The sequence below is a fragment of the Coprococcus sp. AM97-35 genome (genome assembly GCF_027697525.1).
In the GTDB taxonomy this organism is placed as follows: domain Bacteria; phylum Bacillota; class Clostridia; order Lachnospirales; family Lachnospiraceae; genus Allocoprococcus; species Allocoprococcus comes.
Genome location: NZ_JAQESL010000004.1, coordinates 139132 through 164609 on the forward strand (window position 1 = coordinate 139132; position 25478 = coordinate 164609).

Genomic DNA, 25478 nt, shown 5'->3' on the forward strand with positions numbered 1-25478 from the left:
TATTGCATATACAGCTTTCAAAAAAACTGCCTGCGGCAATTTCGCAGACAGCTTCTATTTCATCATCTCTTCAATTATCACATCCAACATCCGAAGCACGCTTTCCTGCTTCTTCGGTGTGAGCCTTTCCAGCTTTCCTTCCACTACAGAAGTATGTTCCATTCTGGTAAGAGGAATCACTTCCTTCAGCACTTCATTCGGTTCCGCACCTAATACATTCAACAGCTTTACAAATGTTTCCATCGTAGGTGTTTTCACTTCCCGCTCAATCGCACCCAGATGGTTGGTACTGATATCCACCAGTTCAGCCAGTCTCTCCTGCGTAATTCCTGCCTCTTCCCTGTACCTGCGGATTGCCTTTCCCATTCCTTTCACACGCACACCTCCTCCTTCCAGTATTCACTAACGCTTAAAGCATTAGTCATGTAAATCCAGTATAATTGGTTGCAAATCACGCTTACAGTATCCATAAGGATTGCATTTATAACGCTTTTAGCGTTGGTCACATTTTTGGCACTCCATCGTCTGTAACTGGCACAGTCCTGCGATTGTAGCGGTAATTTACCCATGTTAAAATTGATATTGTCAAAATTATATGCAGAACGAAACGCAGCACTGCCGTATGGGAAGCCTCTCCTGCGGCAAATAAGCTGCGTTTTTTCTGTAAGATAGGAGGATCTTTACAATTTCATACTTTGATTTAGGACGCAGCCTGCATTGACCGGGCTGCGTCCTTTCTTGAGGCAGGAAAACCATAAGCAAAGGCAGGGGAGGTAATTCTCCTGCCGCTCTTATAAAAAGGAGGTACTTTTACGTGAAACACAAACTGAAAAACGCTCCGCCGGACACAAAACGGCATGTCAATTATGGCAGATGCCTGTATGCTGCATTTCTGGCTGTCACAGTCCTCTGCGGATACACACAGCCGGTTTTTGCCGCTACCATCTGGACCAAAGCCAATGAGATCATGAAGGATGTCTATAACCAGATTATCCTCATTTCCACCATTGCTGCAGTCGTAACGGCATCGGTTGCCCTTCTGATGATGAATTTTTCCAAAAGCGGAAAAACCGTGGACGAATCACGTGCATGGCTCAAGCGTATCGTCATTACCTGGGCGATCTTAAACGGGCTTGGCTTTATCATGGCTTACATCACCCCGTTCTTTGCAGGCGGAAAATGGAACGGATAGACGAAAGGAGATGCCACTATGGGAATACTTGACGGAATCGTGGAATGGATTGCCGAACAGGTCATGAACATTCTGGATCTGATCACCACTTCAGTCCTCGGTGCTCTGGGCTGTTCCATGGATACGTTTCTTCGCTACTTTCCTGCTGCCGAGACCATGTATCAGGTCTTTCTGGCACTGGGCATCGGGCTGATCCTCTTAAACTGGGTATGGCAGCTCTTTAAAAATTACTTTATGGGAGCCGGTATCGAAGCGGAAGATCCCATTAAGCTGTCCATCCGTTCCTTCCTCTTTATCTTTCTCACCTTCTATGCGAAAGATATTGTGGATCTGCTCCTGAAGATTTCAGGAACACCGTACAACTGGATTCTGACGGAAGACCTGCCGCCTTTAAAATTTGCGGATTTTAACTCCGTAGTCACAGTCATCCTGGGAGTCTGTGCAAATGGGGCGGTAGCCATCATTGCACTGATTCTGGTACTGATTCTGGCGTGGAACTACATCAAACTGCTCTTTGAAGCGGCAGAACGCTATATTCTTCTGGGGGTACTGGTCTACACAGCCCCGGCAGCTTTTTCCATGGGTGCCAGCCAGTCAACCGGAAATATCTTCAAAAGCTGGTGCCGGATGCTTGGCGGCCAGTTCTTTTTGCTTCTGATGAATGCGTGGTGCCTGCGGCTGTTTACTTCTATGGTCGGCACCTTCCTTGCCAATCCGTTATCCCTATAAGAAAGGAGGACCAAAATGAAACTTAGAAAGAAACTCATACCATTCCTGGTACTAACTGCCTGTCTGGTACTGTTTTGCTCCATGCCGGTCTTTGCAGCGGAGCTTACGGAAGCAGACGTGGAAGCGGCAGTTGCCAGTCAGGGAAAGGAAGCGGTAACCGGAAATGTCTTCGTCTGGTTCCTGTGTGCCATTGCCTTTTTAAAGGTATCCCAGAAAATTGATTCTTTTCTGGCATCGCTTGGCATCAATGTCGGCAATACCGGAGGAAACATGATGGCTGAACTTCTGATTGCAGGACGGAGCCTGACCGGTTCCATGCGTTCCCATGGTGGTGGCGGCTACCACAAAGCCTCTTCTCCCGGAAGTGCGGCTGTCGCAGGAAGCTTCCTATCCGGCGGGCTTGCCGGGGCAGTGGGAAGACAGGTACAAAGAGAAGCGGTCAATTCCGCAACCGGTTATACCGAACACAGCAGTATCGGAAACATGCTCTACCAGTCATCCCTGAACAAAGGCGGAGACTTTGCCAATCAGGTCATCAGCAACATTGCACAGGGAAATTACGGTCAGGTAGGTTCCATCAAGGGAGCAGACGCACAGAAAGCCTTTACTTCCTATATGGGCATCAATCCGGGCGGCGGTTCTTCCTATGATAATGTAGAAATCGGTGGCGGAAGGATCACCGGTACCGAAACCGGAAGCTCCGGAAACCGGGATTTTGCCCTGTACCATGCCGACCAGTATGCAGCTCCTACTCAGGGCTCCTACTCTACGGTACAGTCCGTGGATGGTTCCACCTGGTACAAGCAGTATGCACAGGATACGGTCGAAAAAACACCATATACTTCCGGCAGCGGCAAAGTAGCCTACAATGAATCCATTGTCCAGAAACTGCCGCCAGCCCCACAGCGAAAGGAGCGTATGTAACATGCCAAAAACAGCCTTGATGGGCAGTCCTCTTGCTGTCATCGGTACAGTATTCCGGCACAGGCGCACCCTTGCGAAAACTGGAGCAGCCGTCGGCGGTGTACTGATGCTTCCCATTCTGTTCCTTGTCATGCTTCCGGGACTCGTCTTCGGAGACCTCTCTGAAAATACCGGAGCACTGACCAGCAACACGGTAATCAGTGAAAATATCCGGGCTTCCAATCAGGCAATCGTGGAGGTGCTTCAGGAAAGCCATGATGCACTGCTTGCTAAGATCAATGCGGAAATTGCCAGACTCCCGGAAGGAGATACTGCCTCTATCAGCGATCCTTACGCTTCCAGTATCATCGTAAATGCGAACCAGCTCATCGCACAGTTTTGTGCCAGCCAGGATGACTATAAAAATATAAATATCAGCAAACTCAAAAGCCTGATCCGGGAAAACGAGGACGGGCTTTTTTCTTATGACGTTACTTCAGAAACGGCCACGGTGGAAGTTCCGGCGGAAGAGGAAAATGCACCACCCAGAAAGGTTACTTTTACCCGCCATACCTACACGGTCAGCTATGCCGGAGATGCCTACTTTGCAGATCACGTCTTTCATCTGACCGATAAGCAGAAAAAAACGGCAGACAGTTATGTGGAAAACCTGACCATGTTCTTTGGCGGCTCCGCTTCCGGTCTTGCCATGGCGGTAGGTGTCAGCGATGAGGTGCTGGCTTACCGGGCTACCATCCAGCAGGTCGCACAGAAATACGGCATGGAAGCTTATGTGGAACTCCTCATGGCAGTCATGATGCAGGAAAGCGGCGGGCGTGGAAGCGATCCCATGCAGGCGGCAGAAGGCGGCTTTAATAAGAAATACCCCCATGTCCCCAACGGCATCACCGATCCTGCTTATTCCATCGAATGTGGGATTCAGGAATTAAAGTATGCACTGGATAAAGCAGGATGTACCGGACCTACCGACCTGGACCGCATCAAGCTGGCGCTTCAGGGTTACAATTACGGCTCCGGCTATATCGACTGGGCAATGGAACGTGACGGCGGTTATACCAAAGAAAACGCCATTGCTTATTCGGATATGATGTGTGCCCGTCCGAACTGGCATTATGACCGGTATGGGGACAAGGAATATGTGGAGCATGTTCTCCGGTATTATCAGATTACCAATACCGGCGGAAGCTATCCGGCAAACGGAATGCAGATTCCGCACTATCTCCAGACCGATTACGGGAACATTCCTTATGGCGGCGGCTCCATCGCATCTTCCGGCTGCGGGCCTACCAGCTTTGCCATGATCGCCAGCTACCTGACCGGGAATACCATTACCCCTCCGGATGCGGTGGCATGGTGCGGGAATTCCTATTACAAGCCGGGAGTTGGAACCTACTGGAGCTACTTTCAGGCTGCAGCCAGTCATTTCGGCTGTGGCAGCGTCACACAGACCAGCAATGCCAATACGGTACTTCAGGCACTCTCCGAAGGCTGTCCGGTCATCTCCTCTCAGCGGGCAGGACTTTTCACCAGCGGCGGACACTTCATCGTACTCCGAGGTGTTACGGCAAACGGCAAGGTACTGGTCAATGATCCCAATGACAGTGACGCAAAGAACTATATTAACCGTGAATTTGATATGATGTCGGAAATCCATGCTACGGCAAATGCCTACTGGATCTTCGACAAAAAATAAAGGAGCCATTATGAACAGAACAAAAGTGATTCTTTCCATTTTTCTGATGCTGTTTCTGCTGCTTGCCGGACTGGTTCTCCCCAGTTTCTGGAAAAGCCAGAAAAAAGAAGCTTCCGGAAACAAAGGCAGGGAACCGGCAAAGGAAACAACAGAAACAAATTCTGATACCCCCATGCCGGAATATCTGGATTTTGATGCTTTAAAAGCATTTTTCTCCGACAGCCAGATTGCTTCTCTCAAAGGGCAGTTTCCTGTCTACCTAAAAGAGTATGTCAAAAAAGAACAGACAAGCATCACCTTCCTGCCGGAAAAAACCAGCTACCCTACCGAAACAACCGTCTGCCTGATGTTTTCACTTTCCGATCAGGATACGCTTCCGGTTACCTATCACACCCCGACGGGTGTGTTTTTATTTGGAGAAGACGGGGTACAGGTCTCTGCAGATACGACTGTTTACGAAAAGCAAACCGATGATTCCCTGCCGTCCCTGACTTCGCAGGACATTGAACACCTGCAGGAAGGCGGGTATCCGGATACTTCTGACAGCCCGGAAGCTCCGGACACAGAATCCGGCAGTGCCTCTGTGCCTTCCGAAGATGCGAAAGATACGAAAAAGGAGGTGCAGCCATGACACAGCCAGAAGAAACACCGGTTTCCTTTATCCCTTCCAACTTCATTGAGAAAGGCAAGATCCTAAACGGAACTTTTGACATCCGCAATGCCATAGAAAGCATTGTTCTTTCCCTGGCAATCGGTATCCCTGTTTTCCACCTGCCGCTGTCCCTGACTGCCCGCATCATCATTCTCTGCATGACCGCACTTCCAGCGGCAATGGTAGCCCTGATTGGAATCGGCGGGGAGAGCATCACTGCCTTTTTGATGAATGCCCTGCGTTTTGTAGTGAACCGCAGGGTAATCTGGAGGTCCGACAGTCTTCCGGAAGGAAAGCCACGCAGGAAACCACGTTTCAAAGAGCCAAAGACAAAGAAACACCGGAAAGCAGAAAAAATGGCAGAGCCTTCCAAAGTAATGGCATCGGCTCCCCCACAGTCTGAACCGGACGCACCAGCTCCGCCAAAAAGTAAAAAAAAAGAACACCGGCAGTTTGATACCTCCACCAAGCGGGGCATCAAAAAACAGGCAAAGGAAGATATCCGTTATCTGAAGTGGGAGCAGAAAGAAGCCAGCCGACAGAAAAAAGAGGCGGCGAAACAGATAAAAATACAGAAAAAAACGGAAGCCCGGAGACGAAAGGAGGAAGAAAAACGGGCAGTTTCCGAAAAGCGGGCTGCAAAAAAAGAGCAGAAAAAAAAGGTGGTTTCCAAGGAGGACACCTCATCTGCCACGTCAAAACCCGTTTCCCGGAAAAAGCGAAAGAAAGACCAGACCTTGGAGGATTATCTTCCGGTGGAAAAAATCGCAAACGGAATCGTCTATACCACAGACGGACGGTACGTGAAGATCCTGGAGATTGAACCAATCAACTTTCTGCTTCGAAGTGCCAGGGAACAGCAGGGCATTATCTACAGCTTTATCAGTTACTTAAAGATCAGCCCTGTCAAACTCCAGATCAAGATGATCTCCAAAAAAGCAGACATCAATAAGCATCTGGAGCAGTCCCAGCTGGAGCTGGAGCGGGAAACCGATCCCCACTGTCAGGAACTGCAGCGTGACTACATCCAGTTTGTCCAGAACTTAAGTTCCAGAGAAGCAGTATCCAGACGGTTCTTTCTGATCTTTGAATATGAACCATTCAACGCAAACCGAAAGGAAGAGGAACGGGAAATCCTTGCTGCTCTTGAGACAGCCTCCCAGACCGCCAAAACCTTTCTATACCAGTGCGGGAATGAAGTGGTCTCCCATGACAATGAGGATGAATTTACTACGGATGTTCTCTACACCCTTTTAAACCGTACCCTTTGTACGGAGGTTCCGCTTTCGAACCGGATCAGCACTGTACTGTCCGCCTATACAAAGGAAAATCGCATGGAGGAACTGGATCACATCCGGATCAACGAGTTTCTCGCACCGGAAAGTGTGGATTTCAAGCACTCCCATTATGTGCAGATCAATGGGCTTTACCATTCCTACCTGCTTGTGCCGTCTGACGGCTACAAAAACCGGGTAACTCCCGGATGGCTGTCACTCCTTGTCAATGCCGGGGAAGGGATTGATATTGATTTCTTTCTCCAGAAACAGCCAAAGGACAAGATTCAGCAGCGTCTCGGTCAGCAGATCCGTATCAACCGTTCCAAATTAAAGGATGCGTCCGATACCAACACTGATTATGACGATCTGGATTCTGCCATCCGCTCCGGATATTTTCTGAAGCAGGGACTTGCCAACAACGAAGATTTCTATTACATGAATCTTCTCATCACCATTACTGCTTCCACGTTGGAAGAACTGCAGTGGCGGATTCAGGAAATGAAAAAGCTCCTGATCTCGCAGGATATGAACTTACACTCCTGCTACTTTTTACAGGAGCAGGGATTTTTATCCTCTCTGCCGCTGGCAAATCTGGACAAGAAGCTTTTTAAGCTGTCCAAGCGGAACGTACTGACTTCCGGGGCGGCAAGCTGCTATCCCTTCGTCAGCTACAGTATCTGCGATGATAACGGAATCCTCTTTGGGGTAAACAAGCATAACAATTCCCTGGTCATTGCGGATATCTTTGATTCCAGGCAGTACAAGAACAGCAACATCTGTATCTTAGGCTGTTCGGGAGCAGGAAAGACCTTCACCATGCAGACCATGGCACTAAGGATGCGAAGAAAAGGCATCCAGGTGTTCATCATCGCTCCGCTAAAGGGACACGAATTTTACCGGGCTGCAAGGAATGTCGGCGGAGAATTTATCCAGATTTCTCCTGCCAGTAAGAACTGTATCAACATCATGGAAATCCGGAAGGTAGACAATTCTGTAAATGAACTGCTGGACGGACCGACACTGGATGCCTCCGCACTGGCAGGCAAGATCCAAAGGCTTCACATCTTCTTCAGTCTGCTGATCCCGGATATGTCCCATGAGGAGAAGCAGCTTCTGGATGAAGCCCTAATCAAAACCTATGCCAGAAAAGGGATTACACATAAAAATGAATCCCTGACAGATCCGCAGCATCCGGAGCAGTACAAAAAGATGCCCATTCTGGAGGATGTCTACAATGTCCTGCTGGAAAGCGAGGATACCAAACGTCTGGCTCATATCCTGAACCGCCTGGTTCACGGTTCTGCTTCTTCCTTTAACCAGCAGACCAATGTGGACCTGACCAATAAATATACGGTACTGGATATCTCCGAACTGACCGGTTCCAGCGATCTTTTAACGGTCGGCATGTTCGTTGCCCTGGATTATGTCTGGGATAAAGCGAAGGAAAACCGTACCGAAGAGAAAGCCATCTTTGTCGATGAGGTCTGGCAGCTCATCGGTGCATCCAGCAACCGGCTTGCAGCGGAATTCGTACTGGAGATTGCCAAGATCATCCGTGCTTACTCCGGAGCCGGCATCTTTGCCACACAGGATTTAAACGACTTCTTTGCTCTGGATGACGGGAAGTACGGCAAGGGTATCATCAATAACTGCAAGACCAAGATTATCCTGAACATGGAGGATGAAGAGGCACAGCGGGTGAAGACTATCCTGCATCTATCGGAAACAGAAGTAATGAACATCACCCATTTCCAGCGGGGCAACGGTCTGATCTCAACCAACAACAATAACATCACTGTGGAATTTAAGGCTTCCAATCTGGAAAAGGAGCTGATTACCACAGATCGGCAGGAGCTTCTGGAAATCCTTGCGAAACAGAAGAAACAGGCTGTGTAACTTTTGGCAGCACTGACGCTGCCCTTTTCATTTGAACTTCAAGAAGGAGGAGACTTATGTTACAGACATACAAATCCTATACCAGACGGACGCTGGCTATGCTGCTGGCAGTCCTTGTCGCAGTCGGCGCATTGTTTTCCGGCAGTTTTCCGGTTCATGCAGCCGACGGCACCATCAGCTATAAGGCAGGTGCCAATATCCCTTACGGCAGCTATTTTACCTCCCGCATGAGCTTTGACGGGAGCAATACTGCCTACTGCGTGGAACCACTGAAGAAAACACCTTCCTCTGGTTCCTATTCCTATGACCTTTTAAGCCAGAACTCCCCGCTCAGAAAAGCGCTCTACTACTTAAACGGCGGTTACGGCTACGATAAAGTCGTCAAGGATAAATATTTCAGTGGCTGGAGTGATGATAACAGCTATGTCATCGGACATCTGGTTGTCGCTTACATCTATGCCGGTAATTCCGCTGACACCGGAGCTTTCCATGGCGCCCCGCAGTCCTATATTGATAAAGCACTGGAAGTAGCCAGTGCCATTCAGGGACTTCCGAACCCGCCGGAAGGCTTCCGGGCATTCATCGTTCCGGGACAGGGCAGCCAGACCATTGCCGGAAGCTGGTATCAGGTTCCAAACGGCTGGATCGAACTGAAAAAATCTTCTGCCAACGGAAGCGTATCGGACGGGAATCCGAATTACAGCTTAAAGGGTGCTGTGTATGGGATCTATCAGGGTGAGAAGCTCATCCAGAAACTGACCACTGATGAAAACGGGTATGCCAGATCCGGCGAACTGGAGGAAGGCGATTATACCATAAAAGAGCTCTCTGCTTCCAAAGGCTACATTGTAGACACCAAAGCTCACAAAGTCACTGTAAAAGCAGAACAGACTTCTGCTGCAAACGTAACAGATATTCCGCAGAATAATCCCATGAATCTGGTGCTTGAAAAGCTGGATGCCGAAACAAAGAAAGCCTCCCCACAGGGAGCAGCTTCCCTTGCAAACGCAGAATTTACAGTCAAGTTCTATACCGAGCAGTCTGACAGTGATCCTGCGGAAGCTGGAAAGAAACCGGCACGTACCTGGGTATTAAAAACAGATGTTTCCGGAAAGATGCATTTTACCAAAGATTCCTTTGTAAGCGGCGATGCCTTTTACTATACCAGTGATGGCAAGACCGTCTGTCTTCCGCTCGGTACCATAACGGTACAGGAAAGCAAAGCCCCTGCCGGATACCAGCTCAATCCAACTGTCTTCGTACAGAAAATTACAGGTGACGGTAAGCAGGAAATGGTTTCGGTATACCAGTCTTCTACCATAGAAGAATCTGTCATCCGTGGCGGAGTGAAGATCCAGAAACGTGACAGCGAGACCGGAGAAGCAAAACCGCAGGGTTCTGCCACTTTGGAAGGTACTGTCTTTGCGATCACTACGTTAAATGAAAATCCGGTATTAGTAGACGGAACATCCTACACGAAAGATCAGGTTGTCCTTACACTTACTGCCGATAAATCCGGTTCTGCTGCAACTGCAAAAGATGCTCTCCCATTCGGACATTACCGTGTGGATGAAACAACTGCACCTTCCGGTTATCTGAACAGCGGAAAGATCTCTGTAGAATTTGACATCACAGAACAGGGAAAAATCGTGGAACTGACTGCAAAAGACAATTCCATCTCCAATCAGGTCATCCGCGGGGATCTGGAATTTGTCAAGATTGCTGACGGCAGCCAGAACCGTCTGGCAAATGTGCCATTTAAGATCACTTCCAAAACAACAGGCGAAAGCCATGTGATTGTGACAGATGCCAACGGTTATGCCAGCACTTCCTCCAAATGGAACAAACATACCGCAAATACCAACCGGGGTGAGTCTTCGGAAGACGGCATCTGGTTCGGCACCTCCAAACCGGATGATTCCAAAGGCGCTCTCATTTACGATACTTACACTCTGGCGGAACAGCGTTGTGATTCCAACAAAGGCATGGATCTTTTAACCTTTGAAGTCAAGGTTTATAAGGATTCTGTTCTGATACAGGTTGGAACTCTGACCGATGATGCCATTGAGATCGGCACGACTGCTCTGGATGCCGAGACCGGTACACACATGAGCCAGCCGGCAAAAGAAGTGACGATTGAAGACGTTGTGGAATACGAAGGACTGAAAAAGGGCCAGAAATACAAACTGACTGGAACCTTAATGGATAAAAAAACCGGGGAACCAATCCTTGTGGATGAAAAACCGGTGATTTCTGAAACTGAATTTACTGCAAAGAAATCCTCCGGCTCCGTCAAAGTAACCTTTACCTTTGATGCAACTTCCTTAAAGGGAAAAACAACCGTTGTCTTCGAGGAATTATATCAGGATGAGATGCAGCTTGCAGTCCATACCGACATCAACGATGAAGACCAGACCATCTATTTCCCGGAAATCAAGACTACTGCGAAAGATGCGGACACGAACTCCAATATTTCCTGTGCAAAGGAAGAAATCACGCTGGTGGATACGGTTTCCTTTAAGGGGCTGGTTCCTAACCAGAAATATGAAGTGACTGGAACTCTGATAGATAAAGAAACAAAGAAACCAGTCGAAGCAGACGGAAAACCGGTGACAGCAAAAGCATCCTTCAAGCCAAAAGAATCCGCTGGTACGGTAGATGTTACCTTTACCTTTGATGCCAGCTCCTTAAAAGGGAAAACAGTAGTTGTCTTTGAATCCCTGGCTTACAAAGACAAGGAAGTTGCCGTACACACAGACATTGCGGATGAAGGACAGACTATTTACTTCCCGGAAATCAAAACCACTGCAACAGATGCTGCTTCCGGCACACACTATGCAAAACCGGAAAAAGAACTGACACTTACAGACCTTGTGGAATACAAAAACCTGATCCCAGGCAAAGAGTACAAGCTGACAGGAACACTCATGGATGCGGAAACCGAAAAACCTTTCGATGTGGATGGCAAAGCTGTGACTGCAGAAACAAGTTTCACTCCGGAAGAAGCTAACGGCAGCGTAGAGCTTTCCTTTACCTTTGATGCCTCTGCACTTTCCGGAAAAACGCTCGTGGCATTTGAAACAATGACTTTTGAAGATCACGAAGTAGCGGTACATGCGGACATCAAAGATGCCAACCAGACCATCTACTTCCCGGAAATCAAAACCACAGCCAAAGACGGCAGTGACGGGGATCAGGATGTCTCTGCTTCCAAGGAAGCGACTATCGTAGATACGGTCACTTATCATGGTCTGATGCCTGGATCTGAGTACAAAGTCATCGGAACCCTGATGAATAAGGAAACCGGAGAGGCTTTGTTAAAAGACGGAAAACCAGTTACCGCTCAGGCAGAATTTAAAGCAGAAAAAGCTGGCGGCTCTGTGGAAGTTACCTTTACCTTCGACGCTTCTGCTCTTGCCGGACAGGATGTGGTTGTCTTTGAAAAGCTCTACTATACAGACGGAAAAACCGAGCATGAGATTGCTTCCCATGAGGATCTGAAGGATGAAGGTCAGACCGTACACATGACGGAGCTTCCGAAAGAACCGGAGACGCCTCCGGTAGCTCCGCCTGTAAAGACCGGCGATGAGACGCCGCTTCTCCTGTATGCCGGAATCGCCATAGCTGCACTTGCAGGTGCAAGTGTCCTGGGCATCGTTTACTTCAAACGCAAAAAGAAACATCAGTAACTCATAACGAAGACTCCTGCAGGCAGCTCCCACATGGAACTGCCTGCTTCTTTAGTAGGTGATGAATATGAAACACCCCCACTGCAAGACAGATGCCAAGCACATCCGTCATTTTCTGAACCTCTGTGAAGGGAACTGGCACTCCTGTATCTACGTCTGGTGCCGCACTTGTAACGCACAGGAAAGCTGTGAGAACTCTGGCTTTTTATTCCATCCGGATGAAACGGGAAGCCCCTGCATCCTCCCTCTTTCAGATGCAGCGCTTTTGTTTCCCCGGATACCGGAGCCAACCGAATGTACCGGAAGCATGAGCATTGCTGCTTTTACAGAGCTTTATCTGCCCTATCTGGCCGCTCAGAAGCTGCCTTTAAAGCCATGTCCCATTCCGGCACTGCTCCGGCTTCAGGAGAACCAGCAATATGACTGGTAACAAAAAGTTGCACTTTCAGGCTCTTATACGTACAGGATATGTAAAGAAAGGAGGCACTGCCTATGTTAAACGTAATTTCAATCATCCAATGTATCGATCAGGTCTTTACGAACCTGATATTTATTCCCATGATTTTTGTCCTGTATGTGAAATTCCGTCCGAAAAAGCCATGGACCAGAAGGCGCAGGAACACTTACCTGCTCTGTCTGGTACTGATCAGCTTATTCCTGCTACGGATTTTCTGTGAGAAGTTCATCTTTACACCGGTTAATTATCCACGTTTCACAGACAGCGGCTTATTCCCGCTCATCCGAGCAATTTTCTATCCCGGCATCTGAAAAATGGGGATTCGTGCCATTTAGTCCGAATCTGGGATCAGTATCCGCTTGCGTCCTATGGGAATTCATCACCTGCTTACTTACAATATAAGTATACAGTACGTACTGGTTATTCACGTACACGTTACGTATCGTGTATGTACAAGCGAGGTGAAAACAGATGAAGAAACCAAAAATCATCCGCTGCCCTTACTGCGGCGGAACAGCAATATTAAGAGATGCATCCTTTGTATATGGAACGCATTCTCATGGCGGACAGGTTTATGTCTGCTCCCACTATCCATCCTGCAATTCCTATGTCGGGGTACATCCGGGAACCAAGATACCAAAAGGAACGCTCGCCAACCGGGAGCTTCGTCAAAAGCGGATTCAGGCACATCGAATTTTCGATCAGATCTGGCAACAGGGCATCCTTTCCAAACCGGAAGCATATCGCTGGGTGGCAGATAAGTTCTGTCTGACAGATAAGCAGGCTCACATCGGACAGTTCAGCAACTATATGTGCGACCAGCTCATTCGGGAATCCGCAGATGTTTTAAAGAACAACCATATTCCCTTCCGCCTCCGGGCAGCCAGCTGAAAGGCGGTGATTGATGATGACCTTACCACTAAATAAAAAGCAAAAACAACTGGTGGAAAAATCCATGGATCTGGTTCCGATCATGATTCGTTCCATGACCCGCACCGCTGCCTATGTAACTGAGGAAGAACAACAGGAATTATGTCAGATTGGATATCTGGCTTTGTGCCGGTCGGCTGTCGGATTTGAGGAAGGAAGATCATTCCAGCCTTATGCCAAAACTATCATCCGTCATGCCATCTTTGACTACTGGCGGAAAATTGCCCGTGACCGCTCCATGCTCTGTTCTCTGGACGAAGCATCATCTGAAGATGAACATCTCCATTATCGTGATTTGTTTTCCTACGAGGATACACAAACAACTCACCCGGAAAAGGACACAAACCAGACCTTGCTTCTTGAGCATTTAACCCAGCTTGGCACCGGACAGTCCTCAACTATTCAGAAGGGAATTGTAGCCCTCTATCTGCAACAGCAGGGATATACCAGCTTTGACTTGGCAAAACACTACCAAGTACCAGCCAATCGTGTACGGGCATGGCAGAGCAAAGCACGGAAACTATTACAGCAGGATGATGCACTCTATGCACTTCTGACTTAACCTTGAAGGAGGGAACTTTTATGCTGACACTTTATACTGCTGTCGGAACCTTAAAATTTCAAAAAACGACAGGCGGAAAATCCATTCCTCTTGTAATCAACGATGGACAAGAATATGGACTATCGGATGACGAGCTGCTGCTCTGGAGCTGTCTTGCCTTCCAGATTCTGACGCTCCATGAACTCCAGGATGCCTATACCCTGCGCCAGATACAGAAAGAAGGTCCGAAAGGCTTATCCTTCCAACACTATCTGAACCGACTTTCCTTACGCGGTCTGGTTGTAAGCGGAATTGGACTGACAGGGGTGGATGCCTTATATCGCCTTCTCGGCAGTCTGACCATTATTCCCTTGAAGGATACCTTTCCCATCCGGCTCTTTGGCTGCGTTCAGCTTTATCTGGAAGGAACTATTGGTGCAAAAGAGTTTGGCAGATATTTAAAGAAGAAACCCTCTTCACCGATGGAAGATACCATTCTGAAGCTGGCTGATAAGGTATCCCTCACGACCGCTGAGCTTGTCACAAGTATGGAGCAGGAAAAAGTAATCCACAACGAATCGGATATTATGGATGAGTTATACACAGAACCGGAGACAACTTACCAAACACTTGTGGATGATGTCCAGATTCACCATACCCAGTATCCAGTGCTGCAGGCTATTGCTAATTTGTACCTGAATAAACAAATCACATTTCATACATGTTAAAGGAAGGAACCTTATGCCAAAACCATTTTTCACAAAGCTGGTTGCCATCAGTGCAATCGGCTTTTTCTGTGTACTTTTTGGGTGCATCTTCGGGATCGCCACCCATGACCGGCTCTTTATCCTCATGAGCCTCCTCATCGGAATCTGCAGCATCTTGCGTGCACTCAGTTTCTACCACCTGATCCATACACATGCTTATCTGTCACTGGACGTAAGCTGCACGAAACGGGAACAGACACTCTTCGGGAAAAACCAGCAATATTGGTTTGCCAGTGATAACGGAAAGGAATACGCCTTCTCACTGGAAAAGAATATCAAACTCCTAGAGGGACATCGGTATCGGCTGTACTTCCGGAAACCACAGCAGGGAACAGGGCAATCGATGCCATGTGCCGGAGATATTCTCGGATATGAAGAACTCACCGATCAACTGCCGGAACTTCCGGATACATCCGTTTAGATAGAAAATGAGCCGCCCGTACTGCATCACCCCTACAGTTCTGGCGGCTCATTTTATTATAAATAACCTCTCTTATTTCTATCAAACAATAGTGTTTGTATCCGCTTCAATGCCATGAGCATTTGCTCCGGGAATGTCTTAGTTAAACTTGAAAGAATTAGATTTTCATTCTCATTACACAAATATTATTAGATAACCAATTCAGAAATATCAATGCTCGTTTTATAGTTTTGTTTTACTCCGCCAGGAGAAGTAATAAAAATCGTAGCATATTCCCCATTTTCATAAAGGGTAATTTCTTTTATATCTTTTTCTTCATCTTGGTTCGTAGTATCGCAATAAAATTTTATGGTATATTTAGGGTTCATACCTATGCTTTTTTCTGTCTCTTTCCATGATTTTATATTTAAATCAGAAATAACCTTGTCTATATTATGCTTATCATCATACTTTACCAGCAATTCCTTATTTGCGGCATCATATATCTCTATAACTTTTACACCTTTTACATAATTGTCCATTCTCTGCCTTTTTCCGCCCCGCCAGATACCTGTGCCGGTATTTCAGCTCTGCATACTCTGTGATCCGTTTCATGTAGACTGCATCATAAGCTCCGCCTACAGCACCAACCACCGGAATTCCCTGTAAGAACTTCATATACAGAAGCTCTTTTGACAAAGCTCCCGCCGTTTGTTCGATCTGCTCCTTATCCTGATACTCTTCCGGCAGTATTCCGTTTCTGATAAATTCATTTACTTTCCCGTCAATCTCACAAAGTGTATCCCCATAGGATACTGCTCCCCGGATCAATAATAAGATAAAAAATTTTTCTTCCCTGCTTTCATAGCTGTATCCATACTGCAGAGCAGTCTCATAAATATTCTTTAAAATCATCCCTGTAAATACCGGAATATCCGGCAGACCGATTCCCAATACGCCCATCCCGATTCCAGACACACCGGATAGCAGTAAATTCTTTGTTCCCGTATCTCTTGCCTTTTTAGAAAAAGAGCGGAGGGATTTGGAATTCTGCTTTACATCCGCCATATACTGCCGCACCTGATAATCCTGCTCCAGTTTTGTCCGCTGATACGTCTTTTCAATAACCCCGGTTCCTTTCTCGAAAATCAGAGCAAATGCCTTCGCAAAAGCGGTATCCAATGTTTTCTGAAGTTTCGGCGGTATCTTTTCCTCCAGTTTCTGATTCAGAATGCTCTCCCTTTTCTCTGAACGCTTCTGAAGGAATCTCTGCTCCTGTACTTCCAGCTTTTCCCACTCCTTCTGAAGCGGTGTCCTTTTATCAAATAATCGCATCTTAATACACCTCCGCACCAAACGGCATCAATGCCAGTTTCGCCAGTTTAAACTGCTGCAAACCAAACGGGATTCCGATAATCGTCACACATAAAGCTGTACCCAACGCCAGATGCTCCAGTGCAAGAGGCAGACCGGATACAATCAGCCAGATGATATTCAAAAGGAACGAACCAGCTCCGCCACCATACTGCACCTCTTTTCCAAAGGGGAAAAAACTAAGCGCCGCAAATTTAAAACACTGCATCCCCACCGGAATCCCCACAACGGTAATACACCAGAGACAACCTGCCAGACACCAGCTCAGCCCACTGACTGCGCCGCCAAACACAAACCACAACACATTTCCCAGGCATCCCATATGCTACACCTCCCCATTCATCCGATTTTTCACATCAGCAAGTATCTTTTCTATCCGGTTGATGGCATCATCCACCTGTTCTCTTGCATCTGCAATCTTGCTCTGCACCATATAATCTGCCACCAGCCCGTCCAGAAAGAAATCCGCAAAGGAAAGGAAGCTGCCGATTTCCATGCGCAGATCCAAGGAAACCTGCACATCTCTTAATTCTCTCTGAAAACGCTGAATATCGCTTTTCGCCTGTTCCATCAACGCAGCTGCGTCATTCATTTTAGAATGCTTCACAAAGTCACTGATAAAGCCTCCTCCAAGCATATCAAAAATGCCCCAGTTTCTCGCACTTCCCAACTTATCCCTTGCTGCGTAAAGGCTCTGAAGCGCCCGCTCCCCTGCCTGTACTGCTTCCTGCATTTCCCGTTTCATCATTTCGTTACTCATCGTTTATCCTCTCTTTCTTTTTAGCAGACTATTGCGGCAGATTTTCTATATTTCATAATAAAAAAAGACTCCTATCATGACCTCTGCCACAATAAAAGTCTTGCTATCTCATTTGCTACGGGTATCTCTCGATACCGGTTGTCGGTTACAAAACCACCTCTTTCAAGGCGTTCAGCTACTCCCTTTTTTGCTTGAGATGAATATAACATATTGGAAATAATTTGTCAAATCATGCATTTTTCTTTTCCAACCGTTCCGCTTCTCTGGCAAATACATGCGAGATATCAAACAGTTCCGGTACATCTGATATGGTACACACATTCACACAATAATTGAGCCATGGAAATTCTTTTGTCATCTGATAAATAACTGCCATGGCTTTTGCTTCTGACATTGCTTCCACCGAATGATATCCCGATCCCTGAATATGCTCAAATCCGTTTGCTTCAAAAAAGTCCCTTACATCCGCATATGCATTATGCCAGTCACCTTTCGGATAATATTCCTTTAGTGCTTGTGTATTCAGGTCAAAATTGATGCCTTTCCTCTGTAAGCTGTCCATCTGTTAGTTCCTTATAAAGTCTGTAATCAGGTTCTCCTTTTCTGTTCCGTTATACCAGAAACACTCTAACAAATTCTCTGCAATTCCTACGGAGTTTTTCAACTGAAAGATTGCTGCCCAGAATCTTCCATAGTCCTGCTTGCGTCCCCGGTCAAGATAAATCCTGCTTCCAAGGGCTTTGACTGCACAGCTTAAATCCTCCTGCTCAAAAATCTGATCTGCCTGTTCACACATCTGATTTACCGTTTCCGGAGCGAGCTTGCTTGTATCAAATTTAAGTTCTACTTTATACATTATACTCATCCTTTCATACAACAAATGACTGAGTGACTCTTCTCTTTCTACTGTAATTCTACCATGAAACCTATATAAAGTCATTCCCCATTTTCACTTGCTTTAATATAAATTTTTCCTTTTATTTTGGAAACACAATCTCCACACAGAACTCATTCCCTTCTATCCGGGCGCTGATTTTCCCATCCATACGAAGTACCAGCTCTTTCGCAATTGATAAGCCGAGACCGCTGGAAGTCTTACTGCGTGCTTCATCCGCTTTATAAAACCGTTCAAACACCTGATCTACATTTATTTTTTCCACATGACATACTTGATTTTTTATCTGTATCCGGATGTTGTTTTCAACTTCTTCCAGTGAAATACTGATTTTCTTCTCCCCGTGATCCAGTCCGTTTTTTATGATATTCTGAAAAATTCTCTGGATTCCCTGTTCATTTCCGTTCATAAACAGCAGTTTATCTGTAATCTGTATCTCCGGTTCAATTCCTCTGCCCGTCCATTCATCGTAGTAGGAAAATATGGTATCTTTCAAAATCTTGTTGATACAGCAGGATGACATTTCCAGATGAAAAGAATCGTTTTTAAGTTTTGTAAAAGTAAATAATTCTTCCAGCATTTCTTTCAGGCTGCCGATTCTCTCCTGTATGATCTTCATATACCGTCTCTGCTCTTCCTGGTCTTCACAGGTTTCCATTAACTGAAAATATCCGTCAAGGGATGTCAAAGGAGTACGGATATCATGTGAGAGATTTGTATATGTATCCGAAATCATCTCCTCTTTCTTCAAGTATTCCTTCTTTTCCCTTCGCTTCAGTTCCAGCCATTCGTTTAAAACATCTGCCAACTCACCAATGCCTCCAAAATCCATTTCTCTGGTAATCAGCATGTTGCTGTCGTGCTTCATCAGAAACGACAACTGGCGGCAGATGTCTTTCACCTGCCGCTGGTATTTCCAAAATAACATTCCTTGTACCAGTATCACTGCTATCAATAGCACGAACCCTAGTTTTATCATTTAGATATCTCTCTTTCTGAATACCCATGCTGTCAGTAATGTAACCACGATTCCGAACGCCGCCGCAATCACAACTGCTGTCAGGCATTCCTTATTGGTCGGTGACATGGATAAAAGTGCAATCTTTCCTGTCACTGTATATTTCAAAATCTGGAAATTCTCCACACCTGCCTTCTGGATCAAATGATTGATCACTCCGTATAAGACAATCATGGTATTCATGCACAGGCAGATAACAATCGTCATGCTGAACACGTTGCTGTTCAAAACCACCGCAATCGCCATACTGATTAGTACCAGTGCATAATGAAGCAAAATCTGAATACCAAAGTATCTCAGCAACTCGCTTCCATTCCCCCACTCCAGATATCCGAAGTACATCTGCTGTGCAATAATCTGAATGATGAAATAAAGCAGCATGGTAACAGTCGTATACACAAACAACACGGAAGCTTTGGAAAAGATCAGGTTTCTCCGGCTCCTTACCTGCCCGCCGATATTTTTAATATAACCGCTTCCTATATCTGCACTGGAAAACAGCACTGTAAAAATCACCAGAAACAACGCCACAAACTTCGCCTGCAGGTTTGCATATACCTGATCAAAGACCGTTACTTTTTCTCCCGGCTGTGTCGGCAGGAATACGGACATTCCCATATTGATGGTTTCTGGTTTCACTGTTTCTGCAATGCTTTCTGTCTGCTGTTGTTCCGCTTCCTTGTTCATCGTATCAATATCCAGTTTCGACATGGATGTGGAGAAGAATATAGCTGCCGCCATCACAATCCATACCACATACATACTTTTTGTCCGGACCATCCGGTACAGATCCATTTTTATCATATTAAGCATTTTGATTCCCTCCTGTCAGATTCAAGAAATAGGTTTCCAGTTCTTCACTGGTAATGGAAATTCCATTGACCAAAATTCCTGCTTTTGCCAGTTCCATATTGACATTGGCGCTTTCATTCAATCGTTCAAATATATGGATATGGCTCTTATCTGTAACCTGATAGTTGGTAAATCCCATTCTGTCCAGAATCGGGACTGCCTGCTCCGGATGGATTAACTCTATTTCAATCCGTTCACTGCAGCGTTTCATCAGTTCTTCGCTTGTCAGCTCCTGCAGAAGACTTCCATTATGGATAATTCCATAATCCGTTGCAATCTTAGATAATTCCTCTAAAATATGACTGGATATCAAAATCGTCATATTCCGTTCATCTCGCAGTCTCTGTATGGTATCACGCACCTCTGCAATTCCCTGGGGATCAAGCCCATTGATCGGTTCATCAAGGACCAGGAGATCCGGCTCCCCGACCAGTGCCAGCCCGATTCCGAGACGCTGCTTCATTCCAAGGGAAAAATGTTTCGTTTTTTTCTTTCCGACACCTTCCAGTCCGACCGTCTCTAAGATATCTTCGATGTATCCCTTTTTCCGAATACCAAACAATTCACATTTTATTTTCAGGTTTGTATATGCATTCATGTTGCCATACAGCCCCGGTGCTTCAATCAGACACCCCACACGAGAACGAATCCTCTCCAGTTCTTTTCCTTTACACCCGAACATCTCAATCTCTCCGGCTGTCGGTCTTGCAAGTCCACTGATCATCTTCAGGCAAGTCGTCTTTCCCGCACCGTTCCGTCCGATAAATCCATAGATAGCACCCTTTTTTATGTGAAGGTTTACTTTATCCACTGCCTTATGATGACCATACTGCTTCGTCAATCCATTTGTACTTAATAACAATTCACTCAATGCTTTCATCTCCTTTTCTTATCTGCTGTTATCATATCGGATAAATCCTAATCAAACGCAAATAAATAGTAAAAAAAGAGTAAAGATTAAGAATGCAGACGGTAGCCGATTCCCCATACGGTATCAATATATTCCTCCTGCGTTACTGCTTTTATCTTTTTCCGGATATTGCTGATATGTACATCCAGTGTCTTTGTCTCTCCCATATAGTGTTCATCCCACGCATATTCAAAAATCTCTTCTTTGCTGAAGACCTGTTTCGGATGCTCCAGTAAAAGCTCCAGAATTGCAAATTCCTGCTTTGTAATTTTGGGAAGCAGCACTCCGGCAATCCGGACTTCAAAGCGCTCACGGTCCAGTTCCAGGTTTTTATATGACACGCTTTTATGTTCCGGCTCCTGCTGCATATGGCGGAGCTGAACCTGAATCCGGGCAAGCACCTCCTGTATCTCAAACGGTTTTGTAATGTAATCATCTGCCCCACTGGTAAGAAGCCCGATTTTTTCATCCAATCCGTCTTTGGCTGTCAGGACAATAACCGGCGTATTGCCCTGTTTCCGAATCTGGGCAAGCACCTCTTCTCCTGAAATTCCCGGAAGCATCAGATCCAATAGAATCAAAGAAAAGCCCGCCTTATCCATCTGGAACAGCATCCTCGCTTCCGTCCCGGAAAAAGCCTGTACCGTCTCATACCCTGCTTTCTGTAATGCCGTATATAAAAGATTATTGATATCCGTATCGTCTTCTACAATCAGAATTCTGTTTTTCTGCTCCATTTTTCTCATCCTTCCATTTTCCGATTTAAACAATATTATATTGCACTTTTATAACTATGTCCAAAATTCTTTTGATATTATCCTTCCACCTCGTCTACATATGCTATATATAGTTCTAATTCTTTTGACATATGCTATATCTTGTGTTAATATAATCTTGTATTTAAGTTTTTGTGCTGTCCCGTCATGGGAGTCTGGACCATTCATCCAGAAGCATATGCAGTTTAAGTTTGGAAAATCGTGTCATTATACTGCCGTTTTATACGGTGCTATAATGGCACTTTTTTTATTTTAATCTATTTTAACGCCCAAAGAGGCAGAAAGGAGAATTTTTATGTCAGCAATTTTAACAATTTTAGGGAGGGCCACAAGAGATCCTGAGATGCAGCAAGGAAAAAATTCCGGTACGGAATATGTTTCTCTGGACATTGCAGTTTCACAGCGAGGCCAGGATGGAAAGGAAGAAACCATTTACTATCAGTGCTATTTTAACAAGTTCCTTGCAGAACGCTTAGCAAAAGCAGGCGTAAAGAAAGGAACCGGGCTGATGATCTATGGTGATCTGGAGCTTCATCCGTTCATTTATCAGAAAGGAAAGAATGCGGGGCAGGCAAATGCCGGTCCGAGGATCAATGTCAAGGACTGGCACTTTGTACCATCCAACCGTTCTGACAGCAATACCGGACATCCGGGTGCAAACCAGAACAGCCAGCCGAATGGTGGTGCGGCAACGCCCGGTGCAGCCGGCAATGGCAGCTACCCAATGCAGGGAAATCCCAATGGCAGCTACCAGAATCAGGCAATGCCTGGCGGCTATCCACAGCAGGGAATGGCTCCTGCTAACGGTGCCTACACGCCTCCTGCAAATGGCGGACAGTATCAGGCTCCGCCAAACGGAACCGGTCAGCCACAGAGCAGCTACCCGCCGCAGGGCAGTTATACCGGAATGCCAAATTACGGAGGTATGCCGGGCAGTCAGCCAACTGACGGCTTTCAAAATGTGCCGGAACAGATGGCATCCCAGTTGCCCTATTAACTCTCAAGGAACCCTATGTTGAGGAATTGCATTTATCATCTTTGTGATGATGCAGTTCCTCTTTTTCATGTCCGGAAGCGGCGATTTCCCATCCAGCTTCCGGGCTTGTCTAAGAATCATGAATCAGAAAGGAATCAGCTCATGAAAAAATCAAATCGAAAAAAATTCTTACAGTTTGTCGTGCTTGTACTGTTTCTTGCAGCACTTTTCGTACCACAGGATGCCAACCGGCTTCTGATTGCAGGCATTGCCCTGATCGGTATCGGAGTCACGCTGTTCAGTTATCTTCTCCCGCTTTTCACGGAACGCCTGAAAAACAGGGAGCATAAGCTACGAAAACGCCCAGAAAGAACTCGTCATCTGGAAGGAACACCTGATCTGGAAACCATTCTCTGGAGACAGATCAAATTCCAGATTACCGGAAAGCTCAAGGAAGCCTTCCCGGATGCCACATGGGATTTTGTGAAAGAACCACCGCTCTCCCAGATACTGGATGGGGAACCATTACGGATTCGCACACGGAATACCGGAAGTTATAATTTTGCGGAAATTCTCATGGATGCCCGTGGCAGTCTGACGCTTCAGATGATGACCATTGAATCCTTACATAAAAAGGAACCGTCAGAAGGAAATCCGGATTCCAGACCAGCCGTTAATCCCAAATCATGGTATTCCCTGATTGGGAAACCGCTACTGATGGAATTGGTCGGTGACTTACAGGCAAGGGGCTATGAAAAGCTGTTTATCAACGAGCAGGGAGATGTCTATATTCTGAACGGCACTGAACCGGAAGTCCGGGGAAAGCTGGAACATTTCCCGCCCAAAGATTACTGGGGCGAATTGACGGAGATTTTTACTGAAGATGAATTGACCACAGAAGAGACCGAGCAGGCACTGGAACTGTCCTGGATCTCATAAGAAGGAGGAACGAATCATGGCAAATAACATCGTAGCAACCTGGGGGTTCAAACGCAAACTCCCGGAACCATTTGAGGATTATACGGACCATGCAATCTTTGATGACATTGCATCCAAATACTGTACTCAGCCACGGAAAAAATCCACGCTTCATGCAGCTACCCTGCGGGCAGTCCTTGCTTATCTGGAGCTGGAAAACCCGGTTGGCAGTACCCCGCCGGAAAAGCTTGGGGCGGTCGGTACCCAATCCAACAATTTTGTTGTGGCGGAATATCCGAGCAAAACCGGTGATCTTCAGGTGGTTGTCTACAACCAGCTAAACGGAAAGTTTTACGGAGGCTGCTATACTCCTCCGCCGGATGTGGAAAGCACACCGGAAAAATACGAATTTAAAGACTCCAAACAGTCCGGTGCGGCTCTGCTGTTCGCACTGATGCCGGTTTTTCTGGCAGATGAAGAGTGTAATGAAAAGTATCAGGAATTAAAAGCGCACCGGGACAACGGTTATCCCGATCTGGACGCCGCTGCGGAAACAGCAGCCGTTCTCTGCGACAACATTTACCGGAGAACCCGCTATGCATCAGGTCTCCCGACCGGTGGTGTTAAGATTGACCTTCCGGCAAACGGCGTATTGTCGCTGATCAAACCGTTAAATATCCAGAAGGGGGTCTATGCACCAACCGAAGTGCTCCATGGAGACTTTCAGGTGTTACGTCCAGGAAGTGGATTTAAGAAAGCACAGGCAGCCATTTCCAGAGATGATTTTGTTGGGAAATTTATCCTGACCGCATCCCGAAGGCTGTCTCCGGAAGAGGAGGTATCTGTTCCGACATTGGCAGAGTGGTACATCATCCCTCCGGAAATCAAACGGATCTGCGAACACGCAAAACTGACAACGGATACCACACAGCCGATGCGGAATTTTCTTTTACGGGGACCGGCAGGTACCGGAAAGACCGAAGGAGCCAAAGCCATTGCTTCCGCACTTCACCTTCCTTACCGCTGCATTACCTGTTCCGCAAATACAGAGGTATTCGACCTTTTAGGTCAGATTCTTCCGGATGTGGACGGAAAACGCACCCGGCTTCAGCGGCAGTACCCGTCTTTTCAGGAAATCCAGTTAGATCCCTCCGGTGCCTATCAGAAGCTGACCGGAAACTATGATGAAGAAATTTCTGCCGAGGACACCTACCAGAAGCTGATCGATACGATTTTTGATGAAATGCACAGCTATTATAAGGAACACACCTCCGGACAGAACTTCCAGTATGTGGATACGCCTCTAGTCGAAGCCATCCGCTATGGGTATATTCTTGAGATACAGGAGCCTACGGTCATTGCTAATCCCGGTGTACTGGTTGGACTTAACTCCCTTTTAGACCGCTGTAACAGCGTATATCTTCCAAACGGAGAAACCATCCACCGTCATCCGGATACGACCATCGTAATCACCACAAACAATGACTATGCAGGCTGTAAACAGATGAACCAGTCTGTCATTTCCCGAATGAACCTTGTGATTGATCTGGATGAACCGGATGAGGATACACAGGTAGAACGTGCCATGGCTGTTACCGGATGCAAGGATGCAAAAACGGTACGTCTGATGACACGCATTGTCAAATCCATGGCTGTCTACTGCCGGGAAAATCTCATTACAGATGGCTGCTGTGGCATGAGGGAGCTGATTTCCTGGGTGCAGTCCTACATGGTCTGCGGGGATATCCGGGAAGCGGCCCGTTACACGGTGCTTGCCTCTGCCTCTGCCGATGCTGAGAACCGTACGGAAGTGGAAGAAAGCTGTCTGGATACTGTGCTTGCTGCGTAGGAC

The 25478-nt window shown here is 46.6% G+C and carries 27 protein-coding genes; 16 read left to right on the forward strand and 11 right to left on the reverse strand.

The genetic code is table 11. The annotated features are described in order from the left end of the window. Nucleotides 1-54 precede the first annotated feature (54 nt). Entirely contained in the window at nt 55-366 is a 312-nt protein-coding gene (locus PG840_RS05590; protein ID WP_179960461.1) for a helix-turn-helix domain-containing protein, read from the reverse strand. A 448-nt stretch (nt 367-814) separates the two neighbouring features. On the opposite strand from PG840_RS05590, the gene PG840_RS05595 reads away from it, so the two are divergent. The 13 genes from PG840_RS05595 to PG840_RS05655 all read left to right on the forward strand — a co-directional run bounded on the left by PG840_RS05595 (nt 815) and on the right by PG840_RS05655 (nt 15168). Continuing rightward, nucleotides 815-1192, forward strand: a complete 378-nt coding sequence (locus PG840_RS05595; protein WP_005333524.1) for a hypothetical protein — start codon at nt 815-817, stop codon at nt 1190-1192. Between the two features lie 18 nt (nt 1193-1210). Continuing rightward, complete coding sequence (locus PG840_RS05600; protein WP_005333522.1) at nt 1211-1921, forward strand: hypothetical protein; 711 nt, start codon at nt 1211-1213, stop codon at nt 1919-1921. A 15-nt stretch (nt 1922-1936) separates the two neighbouring features. Continuing rightward, nucleotides 1937-2845 carry a hypothetical protein gene (locus PG840_RS05605; RefSeq protein ID WP_005333520.1) on the forward strand — a complete coding sequence of 303 codons (909 nt, stop codon included), beginning with the start codon at nt 1937-1939 and terminating at the stop codon, nt 2843-2845. 1 nt (nt 2846) lies between these two features. Beyond that, entirely contained in the window at nt 2847-4538 is a 1692-nt protein-coding gene (locus PG840_RS05610; protein ID WP_005333517.1) for a lysozyme family protein, read from the forward strand. Nucleotides 4539-4548: 10 nt separating this feature from the next. Then, complete coding sequence (locus tag PG840_RS05615; protein WP_023921583.1) at nt 4549-5169, forward strand: DUF5038 domain-containing protein; 621 nt, start codon at nt 4549-4551, stop codon at nt 5167-5169. Continuing rightward, complete coding sequence (locus tag PG840_RS05620; protein WP_023921581.1) at nt 5166-8363, forward strand: TraG/VirB4 family ATPase; 3198 nt, start codon at nt 5166-5168, stop codon at nt 8361-8363. Before PG840_RS05615 ends, PG840_RS05620 begins: the two co-directional genes overlap by 4 nt. Nucleotides 8364-8419: 56 nt before the next feature. After that, complete coding sequence (locus PG840_RS05625; RefSeq protein WP_023921579.1) at nt 8420-12052, forward strand: VaFE repeat-containing surface-anchored protein; 3633 nt, start codon at nt 8420-8422, stop codon at nt 12050-12052. 67 nt (nt 12053-12119) lie between these two features. Further along, a complete protein-coding gene (locus PG840_RS05630) occupies nt 12120-12482 on the forward strand; it encodes a hypothetical protein (RefSeq protein WP_040015509.1) in 363 nt (120 codons plus the stop codon). A gap of 62 nt (nt 12483-12544) precedes the next feature. After that, on the forward strand, nt 12545-12820 hold the full coding sequence (locus tag PG840_RS05635; RefSeq protein WP_008373818.1) for a hypothetical protein: 276 nt from the start codon (nt 12545-12547) through the stop codon (nt 12818-12820). 160 nt (nt 12821-12980) lie between these two features. Continuing rightward, a complete protein-coding gene (locus PG840_RS05640; RefSeq protein WP_005333505.1) occupies nt 12981-13400 on the forward strand; it encodes a DUF3268 family zinc-finger domain-containing protein in 420 nt (139 codons plus the stop codon). Nucleotides 13401-13413: 13 nt separating this feature from the next. Beyond that, a complete protein-coding gene (locus PG840_RS05645) occupies nt 13414-14001 on the forward strand; it encodes a sigma-70 family RNA polymerase sigma factor (RefSeq protein ID WP_005333504.1) in 588 nt (195 codons plus the stop codon). Between the two features lie 20 nt (nt 14002-14021). After that, the gene (locus tag PG840_RS05650; RefSeq protein WP_005333502.1) at nt 14022-14708 is read left to right on the forward strand and encodes a hypothetical protein; all 687 of its coding nucleotides are present in this window, start codon (nt 14022-14024) and stop codon (nt 14706-14708) included. Between the two features lie 13 nt (nt 14709-14721). Further along, nucleotides 14722-15168, forward strand: coding sequence for a hypothetical protein (locus tag PG840_RS05655; RefSeq protein ID WP_005333500.1), 447 nt, complete (start codon nt 14722-14724; stop codon nt 15166-15168). A 188-nt stretch (nt 15169-15356) separates the two neighbouring features. On the opposite strand, the gene PG840_RS05660 is transcribed toward PG840_RS05655, so the two are convergent. The 10 genes from PG840_RS05660 to PG840_RS05705 all read right to left on the reverse strand — a co-directional run bounded on the left by PG840_RS05660 (nt 15357) and on the right by PG840_RS05705 (nt 21702). Beyond that, nucleotides 15357-15689 (reverse strand): DUF5301 domain-containing protein, encoded by a 333-nt coding sequence (locus tag PG840_RS05660; RefSeq protein WP_118452429.1) that lies wholly within the window; start codon nt 15687-15689, stop codon nt 15357-15359. After that, nucleotides 15646-16482, reverse strand: a complete 837-nt coding sequence (locus tag PG840_RS05665; RefSeq protein WP_270613417.1) for an EcsC family protein — start codon at nt 16480-16482, stop codon at nt 15646-15648. The genes PG840_RS05660 and PG840_RS05665 overlap by 44 nt, the downstream gene beginning before the upstream one ends. Nucleotide 16483: 1 nt before the next feature. Beyond that, a complete protein-coding gene (locus PG840_RS05670; RefSeq protein WP_005333494.1) occupies nt 16484-16843 on the reverse strand; it encodes a YccF domain-containing protein in 360 nt (119 codons plus the stop codon). Nucleotides 16844-16846: 3 nt separating this feature from the next. Continuing rightward, nucleotides 16847-17281, reverse strand: a complete 435-nt coding sequence (locus PG840_RS05675) for a hypothetical protein (RefSeq protein ID WP_005333491.1) — start codon at nt 17279-17281, stop codon at nt 16847-16849. A gap of 229 nt (nt 17282-17510) precedes the next feature. Next, the gene (locus tag PG840_RS05680; protein WP_005333489.1) at nt 17511-17843 is read right to left on the reverse strand and encodes a hypothetical protein; all 333 of its coding nucleotides are present in this window, start codon (nt 17841-17843) and stop codon (nt 17511-17513) included. Between the two features lie 3 nt (nt 17844-17846). Continuing rightward, on the reverse strand, nt 17847-18137 hold the full coding sequence (locus PG840_RS05685) for a hypothetical protein (RefSeq protein ID WP_022415108.1): 291 nt from the start codon (nt 18135-18137) through the stop codon (nt 17847-17849). 121 nt (nt 18138-18258) lie between these two features. After that, nucleotides 18259-19155, reverse strand: a complete 897-nt coding sequence (locus PG840_RS05690) for a sensor histidine kinase (RefSeq protein WP_005333486.1) — start codon at nt 19153-19155, stop codon at nt 18259-18261. Then, nucleotides 19156-20007 carry an ABC transporter permease gene (locus PG840_RS05695; RefSeq protein ID WP_008373910.1) on the reverse strand — a complete coding sequence of 284 codons (852 nt, stop codon included), beginning with the start codon at nt 20005-20007 and terminating at the stop codon, nt 19156-19158. Continuing rightward, on the reverse strand, nt 20000-20926 hold the full coding sequence (locus PG840_RS05700) for an ABC transporter ATP-binding protein (protein ID WP_008373911.1): 927 nt from the start codon (nt 20924-20926) through the stop codon (nt 20000-20002). The genes PG840_RS05695 and PG840_RS05700 overlap by 8 nt, the downstream gene beginning before the upstream one ends. 77 nt (nt 20927-21003) lie before the next feature. Further along, the gene (locus PG840_RS05705; RefSeq protein ID WP_005333481.1) at nt 21004-21702 is read right to left on the reverse strand and encodes a response regulator transcription factor; all 699 of its coding nucleotides are present in this window, start codon (nt 21700-21702) and stop codon (nt 21004-21006) included. A 325-nt stretch (nt 21703-22027) separates the two neighbouring features. Here PG840_RS05705 and PG840_RS05710 point away from each other — a divergent pair, with 325 nt between their 5' ends. The 3 genes from PG840_RS05710 (at nt 22028) to PG840_RS05720 (ending at nt 25475) form a co-directional block, all read left to right on the forward strand. Beyond that, complete coding sequence (locus tag PG840_RS05710; protein ID WP_005333477.1) at nt 22028-22729, forward strand: single-stranded DNA-binding protein; 702 nt, start codon at nt 22028-22030, stop codon at nt 22727-22729. A 141-nt stretch (nt 22730-22870) separates the two neighbouring features. Next, complete coding sequence (locus PG840_RS05715) at nt 22871-23647, forward strand: hypothetical protein (RefSeq protein ID WP_022415111.1); 777 nt, start codon at nt 22871-22873, stop codon at nt 23645-23647. A 16-nt stretch (nt 23648-23663) separates the two neighbouring features. Next, a complete protein-coding gene (locus tag PG840_RS05720) occupies nt 23664-25475 on the forward strand; it encodes an AAA family ATPase (protein ID WP_005333473.1) in 1812 nt (603 codons plus the stop codon). Nucleotides 25476-25478: the final 3 nt, after the last annotated feature.